We start from the raw sequence: 17,674 nt of genomic DNA, 5'->3' as shown, positions 1-17,674 counted from the left end.
TTTCTGCAGAGGGGGAGCGGACGACGCCGGAGTCAGCGCGCGGAGCCGAAGGTGCTGTGCGGGGAGACCTTGACGACGGGGGCGGGGCCGCCGCCCCAGTCGGTGTCCCGGATCGCCTTCAGGGCGGCCTTGCGCTGCTCGCGGTCGAGCCGGTCGATGAAGACGATGCCGTCGAGGTGGTCGGTCTCGTGCTGGATGCAGCGGGCGAGCAGCCGGGTGCCCTCCAGGGTGACCGGGTCGCCGTACATGGTGAAGCCCTTGGCGACGACGCCGTACGCGCGCTTGGTGTCGTAGCGCAGGCCGGGCAGGGACAGGCAGCCCTCGGGGCCGTCCTGCTCCTCCTCGGTGAGCGACAGGTCCGGGTTGATCAGGTGCCCGGTGACGCCGTCCACGTGGTAGGTGAACACCCTCAGGGAGACGCCGAGTTGGGGCGCGGCGAGGCCGGCGCCGGGGGCGTCGAGCATGGTGTCGGTGAGGTCCCGGACGAGGGTGCGCAGTTCCTTGTCGAAGGTGGTCACCGGCTGAGCGGTGGCCCGCAGGACGGGGTCTCCGAAGAGACGGATCGGCTGGATCGCCACGAGGAACGGGCTCCTGTCCGTAGAAATCCGCAGCATTGGGGTCCCGCCAAGTCTATGCAACGCGCGGGGGCCTCCGCCCGCGCCCCCGACCCCGCGGACGCACCCGCCACGCACCCCTCCCGCACCCCCGGCACCGGCTACTGGCATATCCCGAGTCTGTCGCGCGGCGTTACCCCGGCCCCCGCTCCGGCGTTGGTCAAGTGAGATTGACCGGGGTCGGGGCGCACGGGACACCGCGCCCCGGCCGAGCCGAACCGTACGGAAGGTGGCACGTAGGCCATGGCCGAGCAGATCAACCACGACGCCCGGGCGCGGGCGAGCCTTCACCTGCTGGTGCGGGACATCGAGCGGGTGAGGCGGCAGGTCGACGCGCTGCGGACGCTCACCGCCCAACTGGGCAACGTCTACCGGCCGCGCCGCCCGAGCACCTCGGCCGGCTTCGTGGTGTACGGGCGGGCGCCCGCGCCGACGGTGCGGCTGGCGCAGGAGCTGCGGGAGAGCGTGGAGACCCTGGTGGCGGCGGCGGTCGAGTTCGACCGGGCGCTGGGCTTCTCCTGGGACTCGGTGGGCTCGGCCCTCGGGGTCACCAAGCAGGCGGTGCACCGCCGGTACGGGATGCGCCGCCCCACCAGCGAACTCCTCGCCGCCAGCGGCGCCGTCCCGGGCCCGGGCCGCCCGGACCGTTCCGAGGAGCTGCCGGCGGCGCCGTCCGGCGGCCTGGCCGTCACCGTCCCGGCGGCCCGCCAGGGCGGGCTGGACCGCACCGCCCTCGAACGCAACGCCCTGGAGCGCACCGCTCTCGAGCGCACCGCTCTCGAGCGCACCGCTCTCGAGCGCACCGCGCTGGAGCGCACCACCGGGGACCGCACCGCGCCGGACCGCGCCCCGGTCGACCGCACCGGCATCCCGCTGCGCGGCTGACCCTTCCGGCCCGGGCCACCCGGGGCGGGGTGGCCCACTCACCCCGCCCCTCGCTCCCGCGCCTCGCGCCCGCCCCCGCCACGGCCCGCACCCCACCGCGTCCCCGGCCGGCACCCCGGCCCCCGTACCCCCGGCCGGCACCCCGGCCCCGCCACGGCTACCCGATGTCGGTCGGGTCCACCCGCACCCGCACCGCCTCCGGCGTCCGCAGCGCGATCCGCGCGATCTGCGCCGCCTTGAGCGCCGCCGCCAGCGCCGCCCCCTGCCCGGGCGGCACCCGCAGCAGCGCGCGTTCCTGTTCCTCCCCCCGCAGCGCCGGCGCCGGCACCGGCCCGAGGACGTCCGCCTCCGACGGCAGCCGGATCAGCCCCAGCAGGTCGGCCACCGCCGCCGGGCTCCCGCTCACCGAGGCCATCCGCGACACCGGCGGGAAGTGCAGCTGTGCCCGTTCGTCGCGCTCCAGCCCGGCGTGCCCGAGCGGGTCCCAGCGGACCAGCGCCTGCACCGGCCGGGCCGAGGGCTCGGCGACCACGACGACCGTCCCGCCCTCCTCGGCCGGCCGGACCAGTGCGGCGGCCGCCAGCCAGAGCCGCAGCGTCTCCTCCCCCGCGCGCAGGTCGGGCCGGCTCAGCAGGGCCCAGCCGTCCAGCAGCAGCGCGGCGCCGTACCCGGTGCCGCCCTCGACGACCGGCTCCGCGCCGGGGGTGGAGATCACCAGCGAGGGCTCGTCGGGGACGGTGGCCAGGACCGCGTCCCGCCCGGAGGTGCGCACCGGGACCCGTGGGAAGGCCTTGCCGAGCTCCTCCGCGGTGCGCCGGGCGCCGATCACCTGGGCCCGCAGCCGGAACGAGCCGCACTCGGGGCAGTGCCAGTCCGTCTCCGCCTGCCCGCACCAGCCGCAGCTCAGCGCCTCGTCGGCGGAGGGCGCCTCCAGCGGGCCCTCGCAGCGCCGGCAGCGGGCCGGGGTCCGGCACCGGCCGCAGGCCAGCCGGGGCACGTAGCCGCGCCGGGGCACCTGGATGAGCACCGGGTGCCCGGCGGCCAGGGCCTCCCGGGCGGCCTCCCAGGCCACCGAGGGCAGTCGGGCGGCCTGGGCGGCGGCGTCGCGGTGCTGGTCCTGGTCCGTGACGGTCCGCACCCTCGGTGCGACCCGCCGCACGGTCTCCCGGTCGGCGGCGAGCGGGCGGGCCCAGCCGGTGCTGACCAGCTGCGCGCCCTCCACCGTGACGGCGTGACCGCCGAGCAGCACGGCCGCGCCCTCCTCCGCGGCGCGCAGCAGGGCGACCTCGCGCACGTGCGGGTGCGGGGCGCGCGGGTCGCTGTGGCTGTTGTCGCCGTCGGACCAGACGACGACCAGGCCGAGGTCGCGCACCGGCGCGAACATGGTGGCGCGGGTGCCGATCACGGCGTGCACCGAGCCGCGGCTCACCGCGAGCCAGCGCCGGTAGCGTTCGCGCGGGCCGAGGTCGGCCTCCAGCGCGACGTGCCGGCCCGGCCCGAGCAGCTCGGTCAGCGCCCGGTCGACCCGGGCGACGGACCGCCCCTCGGGCAGCACGACGAGCGCGCCGCGCCCGCCGGAGAGCGTCGCCGCCACGGCCCGGGCGATCTCGTACGGCCAGCCGGGGCCGGGCAGCGCCGCCCAGACGGCGCGCGGCGAGCCGCCGGCGGCGAGCGAGGCGAGGAAGTCGGGCCCGGCCGGGTAGCGCTGCCAGCCGCCGGGGGCGGGGGCGGGTGGGCGCGGCAGCGGGGGCGGCGAGGGTTCGGCCTCGGCCTTGGCGTGCCGGGGCGGGACGGCCAGCTGGAGGACGTCGGCGAGGGTGCCGGCGTAGCGGTCGGCGACGGTCCGGCAGAGCCGGAGGAGGTGCGGGGTGAGCACGGGCTCGGGCGAGAGGACCTGGGCGAGCGGCGCGAGCGGGCCGGGGAAGTCGCTCTTCTCCAGCCGGGCGACGATGAAGCCGTCGTGCAGTTCGCCGCCCTCGCGCTGGCCCTTGACCACGCGCGCGCCGAAGCGCACCCGGACCCGGACGCCGGGCCGGGCCTCCTCGGCCATCGCGGCCGGCACCTCGTAGTCGAAGAACTTGTCGATGGTGAGCACGCCCTTGTCCACCACGACCCGGGCCACCGGCAGGTGCTCGGCGCGCTTGGCGCCGCGCCACGTCCGGGGCTTGGCCCGCTTGACCGTCTCCCGGATGAACGCCAGCTGCTCCGGCTCGGCGGCCCCGTTCTCCCCTGTGCTGCTCATCGCTCCCAAGTACTACCAGGTCACACCGACAGTGCGCACGAAAGGCGGCGCCCGCCCCGGTCGGGGCGGGCGCCGCCTTTCGCGGAGCGCGGGGTCAGTCCTTGACGGCGGCCTTCAGCTGCTCGACCCGGTCGGTGCGCTCCCAGGTGAAGTCCGGCAGCTCACGGCCGAAGTGGCCGTACGCGGCGGTCTGGGAGTAGATCGGGCGCAGCAGGTCCAGGTCGCGGATGATCGCGGCGGGACGCAGGTCGAAGACCTCGCTGACGGCCTTCTGGATGGACAGCACGGGCACGGACTCGGTGCCGAAGGTCTCGACGAAGAGACCGACCGGCTCGGCCTTGCCGATCGCGTACGCGACCTGCACCTCGGCGCGGCGGGCGAGGCCGGCGGCGACGATGTTCTTCGCCACCCAGCGCATCGCGTACGCGGCCGAGCGGTCGACCTTGGACGGGTCCTTGCCGGAGAAGGCGCCGCCACCGTGGCGGGCCATGCCGCCGTAGGTGTCGATGATGATCTTGCGGCCGGTGAGGCCGGCGTCGCCCATCGGGCCGCCGATCTCGAAGCGGCCGGTCGGGTTGACCAGCAGGCGGTAGCCCTCGGTGACGAGCTTGATGCCCTGCTCGGCCAGCGCCTTCAGCTCCGGCTCGACCACGAACTCGCGGATGTCCGGGGTGAGCAGCGACTCCAGGTCGATGTCACTGGCGTGCTGGGTGGAGACCACCACGGTGTCGAGGCGGACGGCCTTGTCGCCGTCGTACTCGATGGTGACCTGGGTCTTGCCGTCGGGGCGCAGGTACGGGATGGTCCCGTTCTTGCGGACCTCGGTCAGCCGGCGGGAGAGGCGGTGCGCCAGGGTGATCGGCAGCGGCATGAGCTCGGGCGTCTCGTCGGACGCGTAGCCGAACATCAGGCCCTGGTCGCCGGCACCCTGCTTGTCCAGGTCGTCCTCGTCGCCCTCGACCCGAGCCTCGTACGCCGTGTCGACGCCCTGGGCGATGTCGGGCGACTGGGCCCCGATGGACACCGAGACGCCGCAGGAGGCGCCGTCGAAGCCCTTCTTGGAGCTGTCGTAGCCGATCTCCAGGATCTTGTCCCGGACGAGCTGGGCGATCGGCGCGTACGCCTTGGTGGTCACCTCGCCGGCCACGTGCACCTGGCCGGTGGTGATCAGCGTCTCCACGGCGACCCGGGAGGTCGGGTCCTCCCGCAGGAGAGCGTCAAGGATGGTGTCGCTGATCTGGTCAGCGATCTTGTCGGGGTGGCCCTCGGTGACGGACTCCGAGGTGAACAGGCGGCGAGACACAGCGCTCCCTGGGGTTGCAGCGGCTGCTGACTGAAGGCCCCCGGTGACCGGGGACTTCCGGAAAGACTTGATTCCTGGAGTGTAACGGGCCGGTTCTGCGGAACGTCACCCGCTTCCACAAATCAAGACCGTTCTCAAGCAGGGCTCAATCGGCTCCCGCCGGTTTCCAGCCGCCGCGCGACGAGGTCCCAGACGACGTCCGCGAGGGCCTCCTTCGGACCGACCGGAACGGGGGTCTCGCTGCCGTCCGAGCCCAGAACCACGGCCTCGTTGACGTCCGTGCCGAAGGCCTTGCCGTTGCCCACCTCGTTGACGACGAGGAGGTCGCAGCCCTTGCGGGCGAGCTTCGCGCGGCCGTTCGCGAGCACGTCGTCGGTCTCCGCCGCGAAACCCACGACCAGTTGGCCCGAACGGGGGCGGTGCGCCGACAGCTCGGCCAGGACGTCGGGGTTGCGGACGAGGGCGACGGGCGCCGGCTCGACCCCCTCGACCTTCTTGATCTTGCCGGTGGCGTACTCGGCGGGCCGGAAGTCCGCCACGGCCGCGGCCATGACCACGGCGTCCGCGTCCCCGGCCGCCTTCAGCGCCGCCTCCCGCAGCTCCAGCGCGGTCGACACGTGCACCACGTCGACCCCAGCCGGGTCGGGCAGCTCCGCGTTGGCCGAGACCAACGTCACGCGCGCCCCGCGCGCCGCTGCCGTCACGGCGAGCGCGTACCCCTGCTTGCCGGAGGAGCGGTTGCCGAGGAAGCGCACCGGGTCCAGCGGCTCGCGGGTGCCACCGGCCGAGACCACCACGTGCCGGCCGGCCAGGTCGGTCGGCACCGCGCCGCCGCGGCGCAGCACCGACCGGCAGGCGTCGAAGATCGCGGACGGCTCGGGCAGCCGCCCCTTGCCGGTGTCCTTGCCGGTGAGCCGCCCGACGGCCGGCTCCAGCACGATCACGCCGCGGCGCCGCAGCGTGGCGACGTTCTCCCGGGTGGCCGGGTGCTCCCACATCTCGGTGTGCATGGCGGGCGCGACCACGACCGGGCAGCGGGCGGTGAGCAGGGTGTTGGTGAGGAGGTCGTCGGCCAGGCCGTGGGCGGCCTTGGCGATCAGGTCCGCGGTGGCGGGGGCGACGACGACCAGGTCGGCCTGCTGGCCGATCCGCACGTGCGGCACCTCGTGCACGCGCTCCCAGGTCTCGGTGGCGGCCGGGCGGCCGGACAGCGCGGCCCAGGTGGCCTCGCCGACGAAGTGCAGCGCGGCCGCGGTGGGCACCACGGTGACCTGGTGGCCGGACTCGGTGAACCTGCGGAGCAGCTCGCACGCCTTGTAGGCGGCGATGCCGCCGCTGACGCCGAGGACGACGCGCGGCGCCTCCACCCCGGCCGGATCCGAAGTCGCGCTCATGCTCCCGCTCTCCTCCACTCCTGGGACGTGCACACCCTACGACCCCTCAGCTGCGACGCGCACTGTGGTGCCCGGCACAGCCCGCCGGCACCCCCACGACACTCCACGGCACCCCGCCGCACCCCCGGCGGCACCGGGCCCCGGCCCCCGCGGGCACGGCACCGACGGCCCCCCGGACACGCCGAAGGGCCCGGCGGAAACGATTCCGCCGGACCCTTCGAGCAGAGAGCTCCGGAACCCGCCTCAGGCGGCCTCGATCGCCTCGGCGGTCAGCATGCCCGCGTTGATCTCGCGCAGCGCGATCGACAGCGGCTTCTCGTGGACGTGGGTGTCGACCAGCGGGCCGACGTACTCCAGCAGGCCCTCACCGAGCTGGGAGTAGTACGCGTTGATCTGGCGCGCGCGCTTGGCGGCGTAGATCACGAGGCTGTACTTGGAGTCGGTGGCCTCGAGCAGCTCGTCGATCGGCGGGTTGATGATGCCCTCGGGCGCGGTCATGGAAGAGGACACGCTAAAACCTTCCGAAAGGGTGGAAAAGACAGACAGGTCAGGCTACACCGAGCAAGGCTAGCAGTTCGGCCGCTACCTGCTCGACCGAGGTGTTGACAAGGGTCGTGTCGAACTCGGGCTCGGCCGCGAGCTCGACCTTCGCCGCCTCCAGCCGCTTCTCGATCACGTCCTGCGGCTCGGTGCCCCGGCCGGTCAGCCGGCGGACCAGCTCGTCCCAGCTCGGCGGGGCCAGGAAGACCAGCTGCGCCTCGGGCATCGACTCGCGGACCTGACGGGCGCCCTGCAGGTCGATCTCCAGCAGGACGGGCTCGCCGCGCTCCAGCTTCTCCAGCACCGCCGAGCGCGGGGTGCCGTAGCGGTTGCCGGCGAAGACGGCCCACTCCAGCAGTTCGCCGTTGGCGATCAGCTTGTCGAACTCGTCGTTGTCGACGAAGTGGTACTGGACCCCGTTCTGCTCGCCCGGCCTCGGGTGGCGGGTCGTCGCCGACACCGAGAGCCAGACCTCGGGGTGCTGCTTCCTCATATGAGCGACGACCGTGCTCTTGCCGACCCCCGAAGGGCCGGAGAGCACGGTCAGCCGCGGACGCTCACTCATGCACCGATTATCCCGGATCGCGGACGATCCCGGGACCACGGGGGCACGGTCAGGCGGCACCGCCGCCGAACTCCCGCTCCAGGGAGGCGATCTGGTTCGTGCCGAGGCCGCGGACACGACGGCTCTCGCTGATGCCGAGGCGCTCCATGATCTGCTTGGCACGGACCTTGCCGACGCCCGGAAGCGACTCCAGCAGGGCCGAGACCTTCATCTTGCCGATCACGTCGTTGTCGGCCTTGCCGGCCTTGATCACCTCGTGCAGGGAGGCGCCGGAGTGCTTGAGCCGGTTCTTGACCTCGGCGCGCTCCCGGCGAGCCTCGGCGGCCTTGGCGAGCGCGGCGGTGCGCTGTTCAGGGGTAAGGGGCGGAAGAGCCACGCCGTTCACCTCAGGGTGTGGAAGGAAGGGATTGAGCTATGACTGGTTTGGTTCCCAGGACACCGTCCACAGATCGAACCCAAGTGGAATCACAGGGCCCTTGACCTGCGGGAGCTACGAGTTCGCGGCTCTCCGATGACCTATCGCCGGACACTACCCGTATTGCGGCGCCACGTCAGGAAAAGAACACGAAAAGTCCTGGTCAGCCAAGGCCGACCAGGACTTTCCAGGGCAAAATGACCGCGATTGCGAAACTTTGACACCGCCAATGTGACGGCGCTCACGTCAACCGCCCCGCCGCCCCGCCGTCCTGCGGACACTGCGCAGGGTCACCGGGCGGCTACCGGGGCGCGTCCGCGGGCCCGGCCGGGCCTACTTCACCGCGTCCGCGTACTCGCCCACGAACCGCTCGGCCGCCGACCGCAGGGCCGCCACCGAGGGGCCGTGCCTGAGCACGTCCCGGCTGACGCTCGGCACCACGTTGATCACCGAGGCGCCGAACACCCGCGGCAGGTCCGCCATGGTGGCCCCCTGGGCGCCGATGCCGGGAGCCAGCAGCGGGCCGTTGATGGCCAGCTCCACGCCCGCGTCGGCGAGCGTGGCGCCGACCACGGCGCCGAAGGAGCCGAGCGGCGCGGCACCCGCGTTCTCGGCCGCCAGCTGGCGCAGCACCGCGGCCGCGACCGGCTCGCCGTCCGCACCGACGGCGCGCTGCACCTCGGCGCCCTCCGGGTTGGAGGTGAGCGCCAGCGCGAACACGCCGCAGCCCTGCGCGCGGGCCAGGTCGAGCGCCGGGCGCAGCGAGCCGAAGCCCAGGTACGGGCTGACCGTGACGGCGTCCGAGAACAGCGGGCTGGCGGGCGACAGGAAGGCCTCCGCGTAGGCGGCCATGGTGGAGCCGATGTCGCCGCGCTTGGCGTCCATCAGGACCAGCGCGCCGGCCGCCCGGGCCTCCTCGACGGACTTCTCCAGCACCGCGACGCCCTTGCTGCCGAAGCGCTCGAAGAACGCCGCCTGCGGCTTGAGCACGGCGACCCGGTCGGCGAGCGCCTCGACGACGGTGCGGCTGAAGGTCTCCAGGCCGGCGAGGTCGTCGCCGAGCCCCCAGGCGGCGAGCAGGGAGGCGTGCGGGTCGATGCCGACGCAGAGCTGGCCGCGGGTGTCGAGCGCCTGGCGCAGCCGGGCGCCGAACGGGGCGAGGGTCATGTCGTCCTTTCCGAAGGTGGTACGGGGGTTCAGGAGGCGGTCTTCGCGCCGTCGACGGCGCTGCCGACGGCCGCGGCCAGGTCGCGGAAGCCCGCGGCGCGGATCCGGGCGGAGAGGCCCCGGTGGATCCGGCGGCACCAGAACGGGCCCTCGTAGATGAAGGCGCTGTAGCCCTGGACGAGGTCGGCGCCGTGGATGATCCGCTGCCAGGCGTCCTCGGCGGTCTCCACGCCGCCGACCGAGACCAGCGTCAGCCGGCCCCCGGTGCGGGCGCGCAGCCGCTGGAGGACCTCCAGGGCGCGGGCCTTGAGCGGGGCGCCGGAGAGGCCGCCCATGCCGATCTCCTCGACCCGGGCGGCGTCGGCCCGCAGGCCCCCGCGCCCGATCGTGGTGTTGGTGGCGATGATGCCGTCCAGGCCCAGTTCGAGGGCGAGGTCGGCGACGGCGTCGACGTCCTCGTCGGCCAGGTCGGGGGCGATCTTGACCAGCAGCGGGACGTGGTGCGCGGTGGTGCGGTCGGCCGCCTCGCGGACGGCGGCGAGCAGCGGGCGCAGGTGGTCCACGGCCTGCAGGTTGCGCAGGCCGGGGGTGTTCGGCGAGCTGACGTTGACCACCAGGTAGTCCGCGTACCTGGCGAGCCGCTCGGTGGACTTGACGTAGTCGGCGACGGCGTCGGCCTCCTCGACGACCTTGGTCTTGCCGATGTTGACGCCGATCACCGGGGTGGAGCTGGTGTGCGGGCGGGCGGCCAGGCGCGCGGCGACCCGGGCCGAGCCCTGGTTGTTGAAGCCCATCCGGTTGATCAGCGCGCGGTCCTCGACCAGGCGGAACAGCCGGGGCGTCGGGTTGCCCGGCTGGGGCTCGCCGGTGATGGTGCCGATCTCGACGTAGTCGAAACCGAGCATGGCCAGGCCGTCGATGCCGACGCCGTTCTTGTCGAAGCCGGCCGCCAGGCCGAACGGGCCCGGCAGGTCGAGGCCGAGGGCGGTGGTGTGCAGGGCGCGGTCGCGCGGGGCGAGCACCAGCCGGACGAGCGTGCGCAGGCCGGGCACCGAGGAGGCGAGCCGGATCCAGAAGAAGGCGAGGTGGTGGGCCTTCTCGGGGTCCATCTTCTTGAAGACGAGGTCGAACAGCAGCTTGTACAAAACCCAACTCCCGGATCAGGGCCCGGATCCGGCCGTGAGCACCCGGATCAGGGCATGGAAGTGGGGGGCACCCGTCTGGCGTCGGTGCCCCCCACAGCGGTGGTGCTACTTGCGGCCCGCGTTGATCAGCTCGGCGTGCTCCTGGAGCGACATCACGCCGACCTCGTCGCGCAGCAGCCGGTCGATGCCCTGGACGGCCGCGCCCATCGCCTGGATGGTGGTCAGGCAGGGCACGCCGCGGGAGACCGCGGCGGTGCGGATCTCGTAGCCGTCGAGGCGGCCGCCGGTGCCGTACGGCGTGTTGATGATCAGGTCGACCTCGCCGTCGTGGATCAGCTGCACGATCGTCTTCTCGCCGTTCGGGCCCTCGCCCTCGCTGTGCTTGCGCACCAGCGTGGACGGGATGCCCCCGCGCTGCAGCACCTCGGCGGTGCCGGCCGTGGCGAGCACCTCGAAGCCGAGGCTGACCAGCGCCCGGGCCGGGAAGACCAGGTTGCGCTTGTCGCGGTTGGCGACCGAGACGAAGACCTTGCCCTTGGTCGGCAGCGCGCCGTAGGCGCCGGCCTGGGCCTTGGCGTAGGCCGTGCCGAAGACCTTGTCGATGCCCATGACCTCACCGGTCGAGCGCATCTCCGGGCCGAGGACGGTGTCCACGCCGCGGCCGTGGACGTCGCGGAAGCGGCTCCAGGGCAGCACGGCCTCCTTGACCGAGATCGGGCAGTCGGCGGGCAGCGTGCCGCCGTCGCCCTCGGCCGGGAGCAGGCCCTCGGCGCGCAGCTCGGCGATGGTGGCGCCGAGCGAGATCCGGGCGGCGGCCTTGGCCAGCGGCACCGCCGTCGCCTTGGAGGTGAACGGGACGGTCCGGGAGGCGCGCGGGTTGGCCTCCAGCACGTAGAGGATGTCGCCGGCCATCGCGAACTGGATGTTGATCAGACCGCGGACGCCGACGCCGCGCGCGATGGCCTCGGTGGAGGTGCGCAGGCGCTTGATGTCGTAGCCGCCGAGGGTGATCGGAGGCAGCGCGCAGGCGGAGTCGCCGGAGTGGATGCCGGCCTCCTCGATGTGCTCCATGACGCCGCCGAGGTAGAGCTCGGTGCCGTCGAAGAGCGCGTCGACGTCGATCTCCACCGCGTCGTCGAGGAAGCGGTCGATGAGCACCGGGTGCTCGGAGATCAGGCCGGCGTGGCGCTCCAGGTAGGAGGCGAGCGAGGCCTCGTCGTAGACGATCTCCATGCCGCGGCCGCCGAGCACGTAGGACGGGCGGGCGAGCACCGGGTAGCCGATCTCGTCGGCGATCGCCTTGGCCTCCGCGAAGGAGAAGGCGGTGCCGTGCTTGGGGGCCGGCAGGCCGGCGTCGCGCAGGACGCGGCCGAAGGCACCGCGCTCCTCGGCGAGGTCGATCGCCTCGGGCTGGGTGCCGACGATCGGCACGCCGTTGTCCTTGAGCGCCTGGGCCAGGCCGAGCGGGGTCTGGCCGCCGAGCTGGACGATCACGCCGGCCAGCGGGCCGGCCTGCTGCTCGGCGTGGACGATCTCGAGCACGTCCTCCAGGGTGAGCGGCTCGAAGTAGAGCCGGTCGGAGGTGTCGTAGTCGGTGGAGACGGTCTCCGGGTTGCAGTTGACCATCACGGTCTCGTACCCGGCGTCGGCCAGCGCGAAGGAGGCGTGCACGCAGGAGTAGTCGAACTCGATGCCCTGGCCGATGCGGTTCGGGCCGGAGCCGAGGATGATCACGGCGGGCTTGGTGCGCGGGGCGACCTCGTTCTCCTCGTCGTAGGACGAGTAGAAGTACGGGGTCCTGGCGGCGAACTCGGCGGCGCAGGTGTCGACGGTCTTGAACACCGGGCGGATGCCGAGCGCGTGCCGCACCTCGCGGACCACGTCCGCCTTCAGGCCGCGGATCTCGCCGATCTGCAGGTCGGAGAAGCCGTGCCGCTTGGCGTGGCGCAGCAGCTCGGGGTTGAGCTTCTCGGCCTCGGCCAGCTCGCCGGCGATCTCGTCCAGCAGGAAGAGCTGGTCGACGAACCACGGGTCGATCCTGGTGGCCTCGAAGACCTCCTCCGGGGTGGCGCCGGCCCGGATCGCCTCCATGACGGTGTTGATCCGGCCGTCGGTCGGCACGACCGCCTTGGTCAGCAGCTCGGCCTTGTCGCCCACCGGGCCGACCCAGCTGAACTGAGAGCCCTTCTTCTCCAGCGAGCGCAGCGCCTTCTGCAGCGCCTCGGGGAAGTTGCGGCCCATGGCCATGGCCTCGCCGACCGACTTCATGGTGGTGGTCAGCGTGGCGTCGGCGCTCGGGAACTTCTCGAACGCGAAGCGCGGGACCTTCACCACGACGTAGTCGAGGGTCGGCTCGAAGGAGGCCGGGGTCTGCTCGGTGATGTCGTTGGGGATCTCGTCCAGGGTGTACCCGACGGCCAGCTTGGCGGCGATCTTGGCGATCGGGAAGCCGGTGGCCTTGGAGGCGAGCGCCGAGGAGCGGGAGACGCGCGGGTTCATCTCGATGACGATGACCCGGCCGTCGTCGGGGTTGACGGCGAACTGGATGTTGCAGCCGCCGGTGTCCACGCCGACCTCGCGGATCACGGCGATGCCGACGTCGCGCAGGATCTGGTACTCGCGGTCGGTGAGCGTCATCGCCGGGGCGACGGTGATCGAGTCGCCGGTGTGCACGCCCATCGGGTCGAAGTTCTCGATGGAGCAGACGACCACGACGTTGTCGTTCTTGTCGCGCATCAGCTCCAGCTCGTACTCCTTCCAGCCGAGGATGGACTCCTCCAGGAGCACCTCGGTGGTCGGCGAGAGGGCCAGGCCCTGGCCGGCGATGCGGCGCAGGTCCTCCTCGTCGTGGGCGAAGCCGGAGCCGGCGCCGCCCATGGTGAAGGAGGGGCGGACGACGACCGGGTACCCGCCGAGCGTGTCGACGCCGGCGAGCACCTCGTCCATGGTGTGGCAGATGACCGAGCGGGCGGACTCGCCGTGGCCGATCTTGGCGTTGACGGCCTCGACGACGCCCTTGAAGAGCTCGCGGTCCTCGCCCTTGTGGATCGAGTCGACCTTGGCGCCGATGAGTTCGACGTTGTACTTGGCGAGCACGCCGTTGGCGTCCAGCGCGATCGCGGTGTTGAGCGCGGTCTGCCCGCCGAGGGTCGGCAGCAGCGCGTCGGGGCGCTCCTTGGCGATGATCCGCTCGACGAACTCCGGGGTGATCGGCTCGACGTAGGTGGCGTCGGCGATCTCCGGGTCGGTCATGATCGTGGCCGGGTTGGAGTTGACCAGCACGACCCGCAGGCCCTCGGCCTTGAGGACCCGGCAGGCCTGCGTGCCCGAGTAGTCGAACTCGGCGGCCTGGCCGATCACGATCGGGCCGGAGCCGATCACCAGGACGGACTTGATGTCAGTGCGCTTAGGCACGCTGGCCCTCCATGAGCTTCACGAAACGGTCGAAGAGGTAGGCCGCGTCGTGCGGGCCGGCAGCTGCTTCGGGGTGGTACTGCACGCTGAAGGCGGGGACGTCCAGTGCCTGGAGGCCCTCGACCACGTCGTCGTTGAGGCAGACGTGGGAGACCTCGACCCGCCCGTAGGGGGTCTCGCTCACCTTGTCCAGCGGCGCGTTCACGGCGAAGCCGTGGTTGTGCGCGGTGACCTCGACCTTGCCGGTGGTGCGGTCCTGCACCGGCTGGTTGATGCCGCGGTGGCCGTACTTGAGCTTGTAGGTGCCGAAGCCCAGCGCGCGGCCGAGGATCTGGTTGCCGAAGCAGATCCCGAAGAACGGGGTCCTGCGCTCCAGCACGCCCTGCGCCACGGCGACCTGGTGGTCGGCGGTGGCCGGGTCACCCGGGCCGTTGGAGAAGAAGACGCCGTCCGGCCGGACCGCGTAGAGGTCCTCCAGGGTCGAGTTGGCCGGCAGCACGTGCACCTCGATGCCGCGCTCGGCCATCCGGTGCGGGGTCATCCCCTTGATGCCGAGGTCCAGCGCGGCGACGGTGAAGCGCTTCTCGCCGATCGCCGGGACGACGTACGCCTCGGTGGTGGCCACCTCGGCGCACAGGTCGGCGCCCTTCATCTCGGGCGACTGCTGCACCCGGGCGAGCAGGGCGGCCTGGTCGGCCAGCGCCTCACCGGAGAAGATGCCGCAGCGCATCGCGCCGCGCTCGCGCAGGTGCCGGGTCAGCGCCCGGGTGTCGATGCCGCTGATGCCGACGACGCCCTGGCGGACCAGCTCCTCGTCCAGCGAGCGGGTGGAGCGCCAGTTGGAGGCCACCCGGGCGGGGTCGCGCACGACGTAGCCGGCGACCCAGATCTGCTTGGACTCGTCGTCCTCGTCGTTCCAGCCGGTGTTGCCGATCTGCGGGGCGGTCATCACGACCACCTGGCGGTGGTACGACGGGTCGGTGAGGGTCTCCTGGTAACCGGACATGCCGGTGTTGAAGACCGCCTCGCCGAAGGTCTCGCCGGTCGCGCCGTAGGCCTCGCCGCGGAAGGTCCGGCCGTCCTCCAGGACGAGCACGGCGGGGACGCGTTCCCGCCGTTGGCGCTGCGTGGTGGGGGCAGGTGCGGTCATCGGGAAGCCTCTTCCGTCTTCGTCGTCGTACGTGTTGCGAGGTGAGTGACCGCCTCGACCCAGGCGGCGTGCTCATCGGGGTGGTCGGCCCGGAAGCCGGAGTCCAGCTCGGTCTCCCCGTGCGTCCAGGTGACGACGAGCAGACCGGCCGGGACTACCTTCCCGGCGATCCCGGAGTCCGTGCGGGCACCGGTGAGGTGCCCGGCCGGGATCCAGAGGTCGACGTCGCCGGGGCGCCGTACCAGCAGGCCGTCCTCGCCGAGGGTGAGGTCGGCCCGGCTGCGGTTGCCCAGGCCGTGCGCGACGACCCGGTCGAGCCAGTTCCCGGCGGTGGTGGTGCCGTGGTACCGGCCGCTGGTCTCCAGGATGGTCCGGCCGGCCCGGTCCGGCACGGCGGGCAGCGGCGGGATGCCGGACTGGAGGGTGCGCCGCCAGTTCCAGCCCTGCCGCATCAGCCAGTACACGAGGGCGATCAGCACCAGCAGGCCGACGGCCCAGCCGATGTACCCGGGCCAGTTGGTGACCTTGGCCTGCTCCTGGGCGAGGAGCAGCGCGGTCACGCGAGGCCGCCCTGCTCGGCGAGCTCGCCGGCCAGCACGGTGGCGCGCCCGCGCAGGAAGGTGGCGTGCACCCGTCCGGGCAGGTCAAGGCCCTTGTAGGGGGTGTTGCGGCTGCGGGTGGCGAAGCTGTCCGGGTTCACGGCACCACGGTACGCGGGATCGAACAGCACCAGGTTCGCCGGCTCACCGACCGAGACGGACCGGCCCTGGCCGGTGAGACGGCCGATCCGGGCCGGGCGGTGCGACATCCGGTCGGCGACGCCCTCCCAGTTCAGCAGGCCGGTCTCGACCATGGTCTGCTGCACGACCGACAGGGCGGTCTCCAGGCCGACCATGCCCATCGCGGCGACGGCCCACTCGCAGTCCTTGTCCTCGGCCGGGTGCGGCGCGTGGTCGGTGGCGACGGCGTCGATGGTGCCGTCGGCGAGCGCCTTGCGCAGCGCCTGGACGTCCTCGGCGGTGCGCAGCGGCGGGTTCACCTTGTACACCGGGTCGTAGGAGCGGACCAGCTCGTCGGTGAGCAGCAGGTGGTGCGGGGTGACCTCGGCGGTGACGTCCCAGCCCTTGGCCTTGGCCCAGCGGATGATCTCGACCGAGCCGGCGGTGGAGACGTGGCAGACGTGCAGCCGGGAGCCGACGTGCGCGGCGAGCAGCACGTCGCGGGCGATGATCGACTCCTCGGCGACGGCCGGCCAGCCGCCGAGCCCGAGCTCGCCGGAGACCTGGCCCTCGTTCATCTGGGCGCCCTCGGTCAGCCGCGGCTCCTGGGCGTGCTGGGCGACGACGCCGTCGAAGGCCTTGACGTACTCCAGGGCGCGGCGCATCAGCACCGCGTCGTCCACGCACTTGCCGTCGTCGGAGAAGACCCGCACGCCGGCCGCGGACTCGTGCATCGCACCGAGCTCGGCGAGCTTCTTGCCCTCCAGGCCGACGGTGACGGCGCCGACCGGCTGCACGTCGCAGTAGCCGGCCTCCTGGCCGAGCCGCCAGACCTGCTCGACGACGCCCGCGGTGTCGGCCACCGGGGTGGTGTTGGCCATCGCGTGCACGGCGGTGAAGCCGCCCATCGCCGCGGCCTGGGTGCCGGTGAGCACGGTCTCGGCGTCCTCGCGGCCGGGCTCGCGCAGGTGGGTGTGCAGGTCGACGAGGCCGGGCAGGGCGATCAGCCCGGTGGCGTCGATCTCGATGTCGGCCTCGACGGCCAGGCCGGTGCCGATGGCCTTGATGACGCCGTCGGCCAGGTGGAGGTCCTGCGGGGCGCCGCCGAGGATCTGGGCGTTGCGGATCAGGTAGGTCGTCACTGGGCGGTCTCCACGGTGTCGGTGCGGGGTGCGTCGGCGGGGGTGGCACCGCCGAGCAGCAGGTACAGGACGGCCATCCGGACGGAGACGCCGTTGGCGACCTGCTCGACCACGGTGCAGCGCGGCGAGTCGGCGACCTCGGCGGTGATCTCCATGCCGCGGACCATCGGGCCGGGGTGCATCACGATGGCGTGCTCGGGCAGCTGGGCCATCCGGGTGCCGTTGAGGCCGTAGCGGCGGCTGTACTCGCGCTCGGTGGGGAAGAACGCGGCGTTCATCCGCTCGCGCTGCACCCGGAGCATCATCAGCGCGTCCGTCTTGGGGAGCACGCTCTCCAGGTCGTAGCTGATGTCGCACGGCCAGTTCTCGATGCCGATCGGCAGCAGCGTCGGCGGGGCGACGAAGGTGACGTGGGCGCCGAGGGTGGTCAGCAGGTGGACGTTGGAGCGGGCGACCCGGCTGTGCAGCACGTCGCCGACGATGGTGATCCGGCGCCCGGCCAGGTCGTGCCCCAGGCCCGGGTTGAGGTGGCGGCGCATGGTGAACGCGTCGAGCAGGGCCTGGGTGGGGTGCTCGTGGGTGCCGTCACCGGCGTTGATCACGCTGCCGTGCAGCCAGTCCGACTGGGCGAGCCGGGACGGCGCGCCCGAGGCGTGGTGGCGGATGACGACAGCGTCGGCGCCCATCGCCTGCAGGGTGAGCGCGGTGTCCTTGAGGCTCTCGCCCTTGGAGACCGAGGAGCCCTTGGCGGAGAAGTTGATGACGTCGGCGGAGAGCCGCTTCTCGGCGGCCTCGAAGGAGGTCTTGGTGCGGGTCGAGTCCTCGAAGAAGAGGTTGACGACGGTGCGGCCGCGCAGCGTGGGCAGCTTCTTGACGGCCCGCCCGGAGAGCTGGGCCAGCTCCTCGGCGGTGTCCAGGATCAGCAGCGCGTCGTCGCGGCTGAGATCGGCGGCGGAGACGAGGTGGCGCTTCACGCGGG

The 17,674-nt window shown here is 72.8% G+C and carries 15 protein-coding genes; 1 reads left to right on the top strand and 14 read right to left on the bottom strand.

Annotated features, from left to right (window positions below; translation table 11 throughout):
* Nucleotides 1-32: 32 nt before the first annotated feature.
* Nucleotides 33-578 carry a peptide deformylase gene (gene def / locus AB0N04_RS02095; protein WP_360214328.1) on the bottom strand — a complete coding sequence of 182 codons (546 nt, stop codon included), beginning with the start codon at nucleotides 576-578 and terminating at the stop codon, nucleotides 33-35.
* 279 nt (nucleotides 579-857) lie between these two features.
* On the opposite strand from def, the gene AB0N04_RS02090 reads away from it, so the two are divergent.
* Entirely contained in the window at nucleotides 858-1,499 is a 642-nt protein-coding gene (locus AB0N04_RS02090) for a hypothetical protein (protein WP_360214330.1), read from the top strand.
* Between the two features lie 157 nt (nucleotides 1,500-1,656).
* On the opposite strand, the gene AB0N04_RS02085 is transcribed toward AB0N04_RS02090, so the two are convergent.
* The 13 genes from AB0N04_RS02085 to AB0N04_RS02025 all read right to left on the bottom strand — a co-directional run bounded on the left by AB0N04_RS02085 (nucleotide 1,657) and on the right by AB0N04_RS02025 (nucleotide 17,669).
* Nucleotides 1,657-3,741 (bottom strand): primosomal protein N', encoded by a 2,085-nt coding sequence (locus tag AB0N04_RS02085; protein WP_360214332.1) that lies wholly within the window; start codon nucleotides 3,739-3,741, stop codon nucleotides 1,657-1,659.
* 94 nt (nucleotides 3,742-3,835) lie between these two features.
* Nucleotides 3,836-5,044 (bottom strand): methionine adenosyltransferase, encoded by a 1,209-nt coding sequence (gene metK / locus AB0N04_RS02080; RefSeq protein WP_360214334.1) that lies wholly within the window; start codon nucleotides 5,042-5,044, stop codon nucleotides 3,836-3,838.
* A 134-nt stretch (nucleotides 5,045-5,178) separates the two neighbouring features.
* Nucleotides 5,179-6,438: a bifunctional phosphopantothenoylcysteine decarboxylase/phosphopantothenate--cysteine ligase CoaBC gene (coaBC, locus tag AB0N04_RS02075; RefSeq protein ID WP_360214336.1), complete on the bottom strand. Its 1,260-nt coding sequence runs from the start codon at nucleotides 6,436-6,438 to the stop codon at nucleotides 5,179-5,181.
* A 243-nt stretch (nucleotides 6,439-6,681) separates the two neighbouring features.
* Nucleotides 6,682-6,948 (bottom strand): DNA-directed RNA polymerase subunit omega, encoded by a 267-nt coding sequence (rpoZ, locus tag AB0N04_RS02070; protein WP_030240625.1) that lies wholly within the window; start codon nucleotides 6,946-6,948, stop codon nucleotides 6,682-6,684.
* A gap of 37 nt (nucleotides 6,949-6,985) precedes the next feature.
* Nucleotides 6,986-7,543 (bottom strand): guanylate kinase, encoded by a 558-nt coding sequence (gene gmk, locus AB0N04_RS02065; protein ID WP_350601852.1) that lies wholly within the window; start codon nucleotides 7,541-7,543, stop codon nucleotides 6,986-6,988.
* Nucleotides 7,544-7,592: 49 nt separating this feature from the next.
* Nucleotides 7,593-7,919 carry an integration host factor, actinobacterial type gene (mihF, locus tag AB0N04_RS02060; protein WP_030056187.1) on the bottom strand — a complete coding sequence of 109 codons (327 nt, stop codon included), beginning with the start codon at nucleotides 7,917-7,919 and terminating at the stop codon, nucleotides 7,593-7,595.
* 372 nt (nucleotides 7,920-8,291) lie between these two features.
* The gene (gene pyrF / locus AB0N04_RS02055; protein WP_360214338.1) at nucleotides 8,292-9,125 is read right to left on the bottom strand and encodes an orotidine-5'-phosphate decarboxylase; all 834 of its coding nucleotides are present in this window, start codon (nucleotides 9,123-9,125) and stop codon (nucleotides 8,292-8,294) included.
* Between the two features lie 29 nt (nucleotides 9,126-9,154).
* Nucleotides 9,155-10,270, bottom strand: coding sequence for a quinone-dependent dihydroorotate dehydrogenase (locus AB0N04_RS02050; RefSeq protein WP_360214340.1), 1,116 nt, complete (start codon nucleotides 10,268-10,270; stop codon nucleotides 9,155-9,157).
* A 105-nt stretch (nucleotides 10,271-10,375) separates the two neighbouring features.
* On the bottom strand, nucleotides 10,376-13,684 hold the full coding sequence (gene carB, locus AB0N04_RS02045; protein WP_360214342.1) for a carbamoyl-phosphate synthase large subunit: 3,309 nt from the start codon (nucleotides 13,682-13,684) through the stop codon (nucleotides 10,376-10,378).
* Entirely contained in the window at nucleotides 13,677-14,834 is a 1,158-nt protein-coding gene (carA, locus tag AB0N04_RS02040; RefSeq protein ID WP_360214344.1) for a glutamine-hydrolyzing carbamoyl-phosphate synthase small subunit, read from the bottom strand. Before carA ends, carB begins: the two co-directional genes overlap by 8 nt.
* A complete protein-coding gene (locus AB0N04_RS02035; protein ID WP_360214346.1) occupies nucleotides 14,831-15,394 on the bottom strand; it encodes a hypothetical protein in 564 nt (187 codons plus the stop codon). The genes carA and AB0N04_RS02035 overlap by 4 nt, the downstream gene beginning before the upstream one ends.
* Nucleotides 15,391-16,695: a dihydroorotase gene (locus AB0N04_RS02030; RefSeq protein ID WP_360214348.1), complete on the bottom strand. Its 1,305-nt coding sequence runs from the start codon at nucleotides 16,693-16,695 to the stop codon at nucleotides 15,391-15,393. Before AB0N04_RS02030 ends, AB0N04_RS02035 begins: the two co-directional genes overlap by 4 nt.
* Nucleotides 16,692-17,669 (bottom strand): aspartate carbamoyltransferase catalytic subunit, encoded by a 978-nt coding sequence (locus tag AB0N04_RS02025; RefSeq protein ID WP_360214350.1) that lies wholly within the window; start codon nucleotides 17,667-17,669, stop codon nucleotides 16,692-16,694. The genes AB0N04_RS02030 and AB0N04_RS02025 overlap by 4 nt, the downstream gene beginning before the upstream one ends.
* Nucleotides 17,670-17,674: the final 5 nt, after the last annotated feature.

The sequence above is a fragment of the Kitasatospora sp. NPDC051702 genome (assembly GCF_040681575.1).
Classification (GTDB): Bacteria; Actinomycetota; Actinomycetes; order Streptomycetales; family Streptomycetaceae; genus Kitasatospora.
The sequence above is the reverse complement of the archived record's forward strand: the minus strand, read 5'-3'. Positions and strand labels throughout refer to the sequence as shown.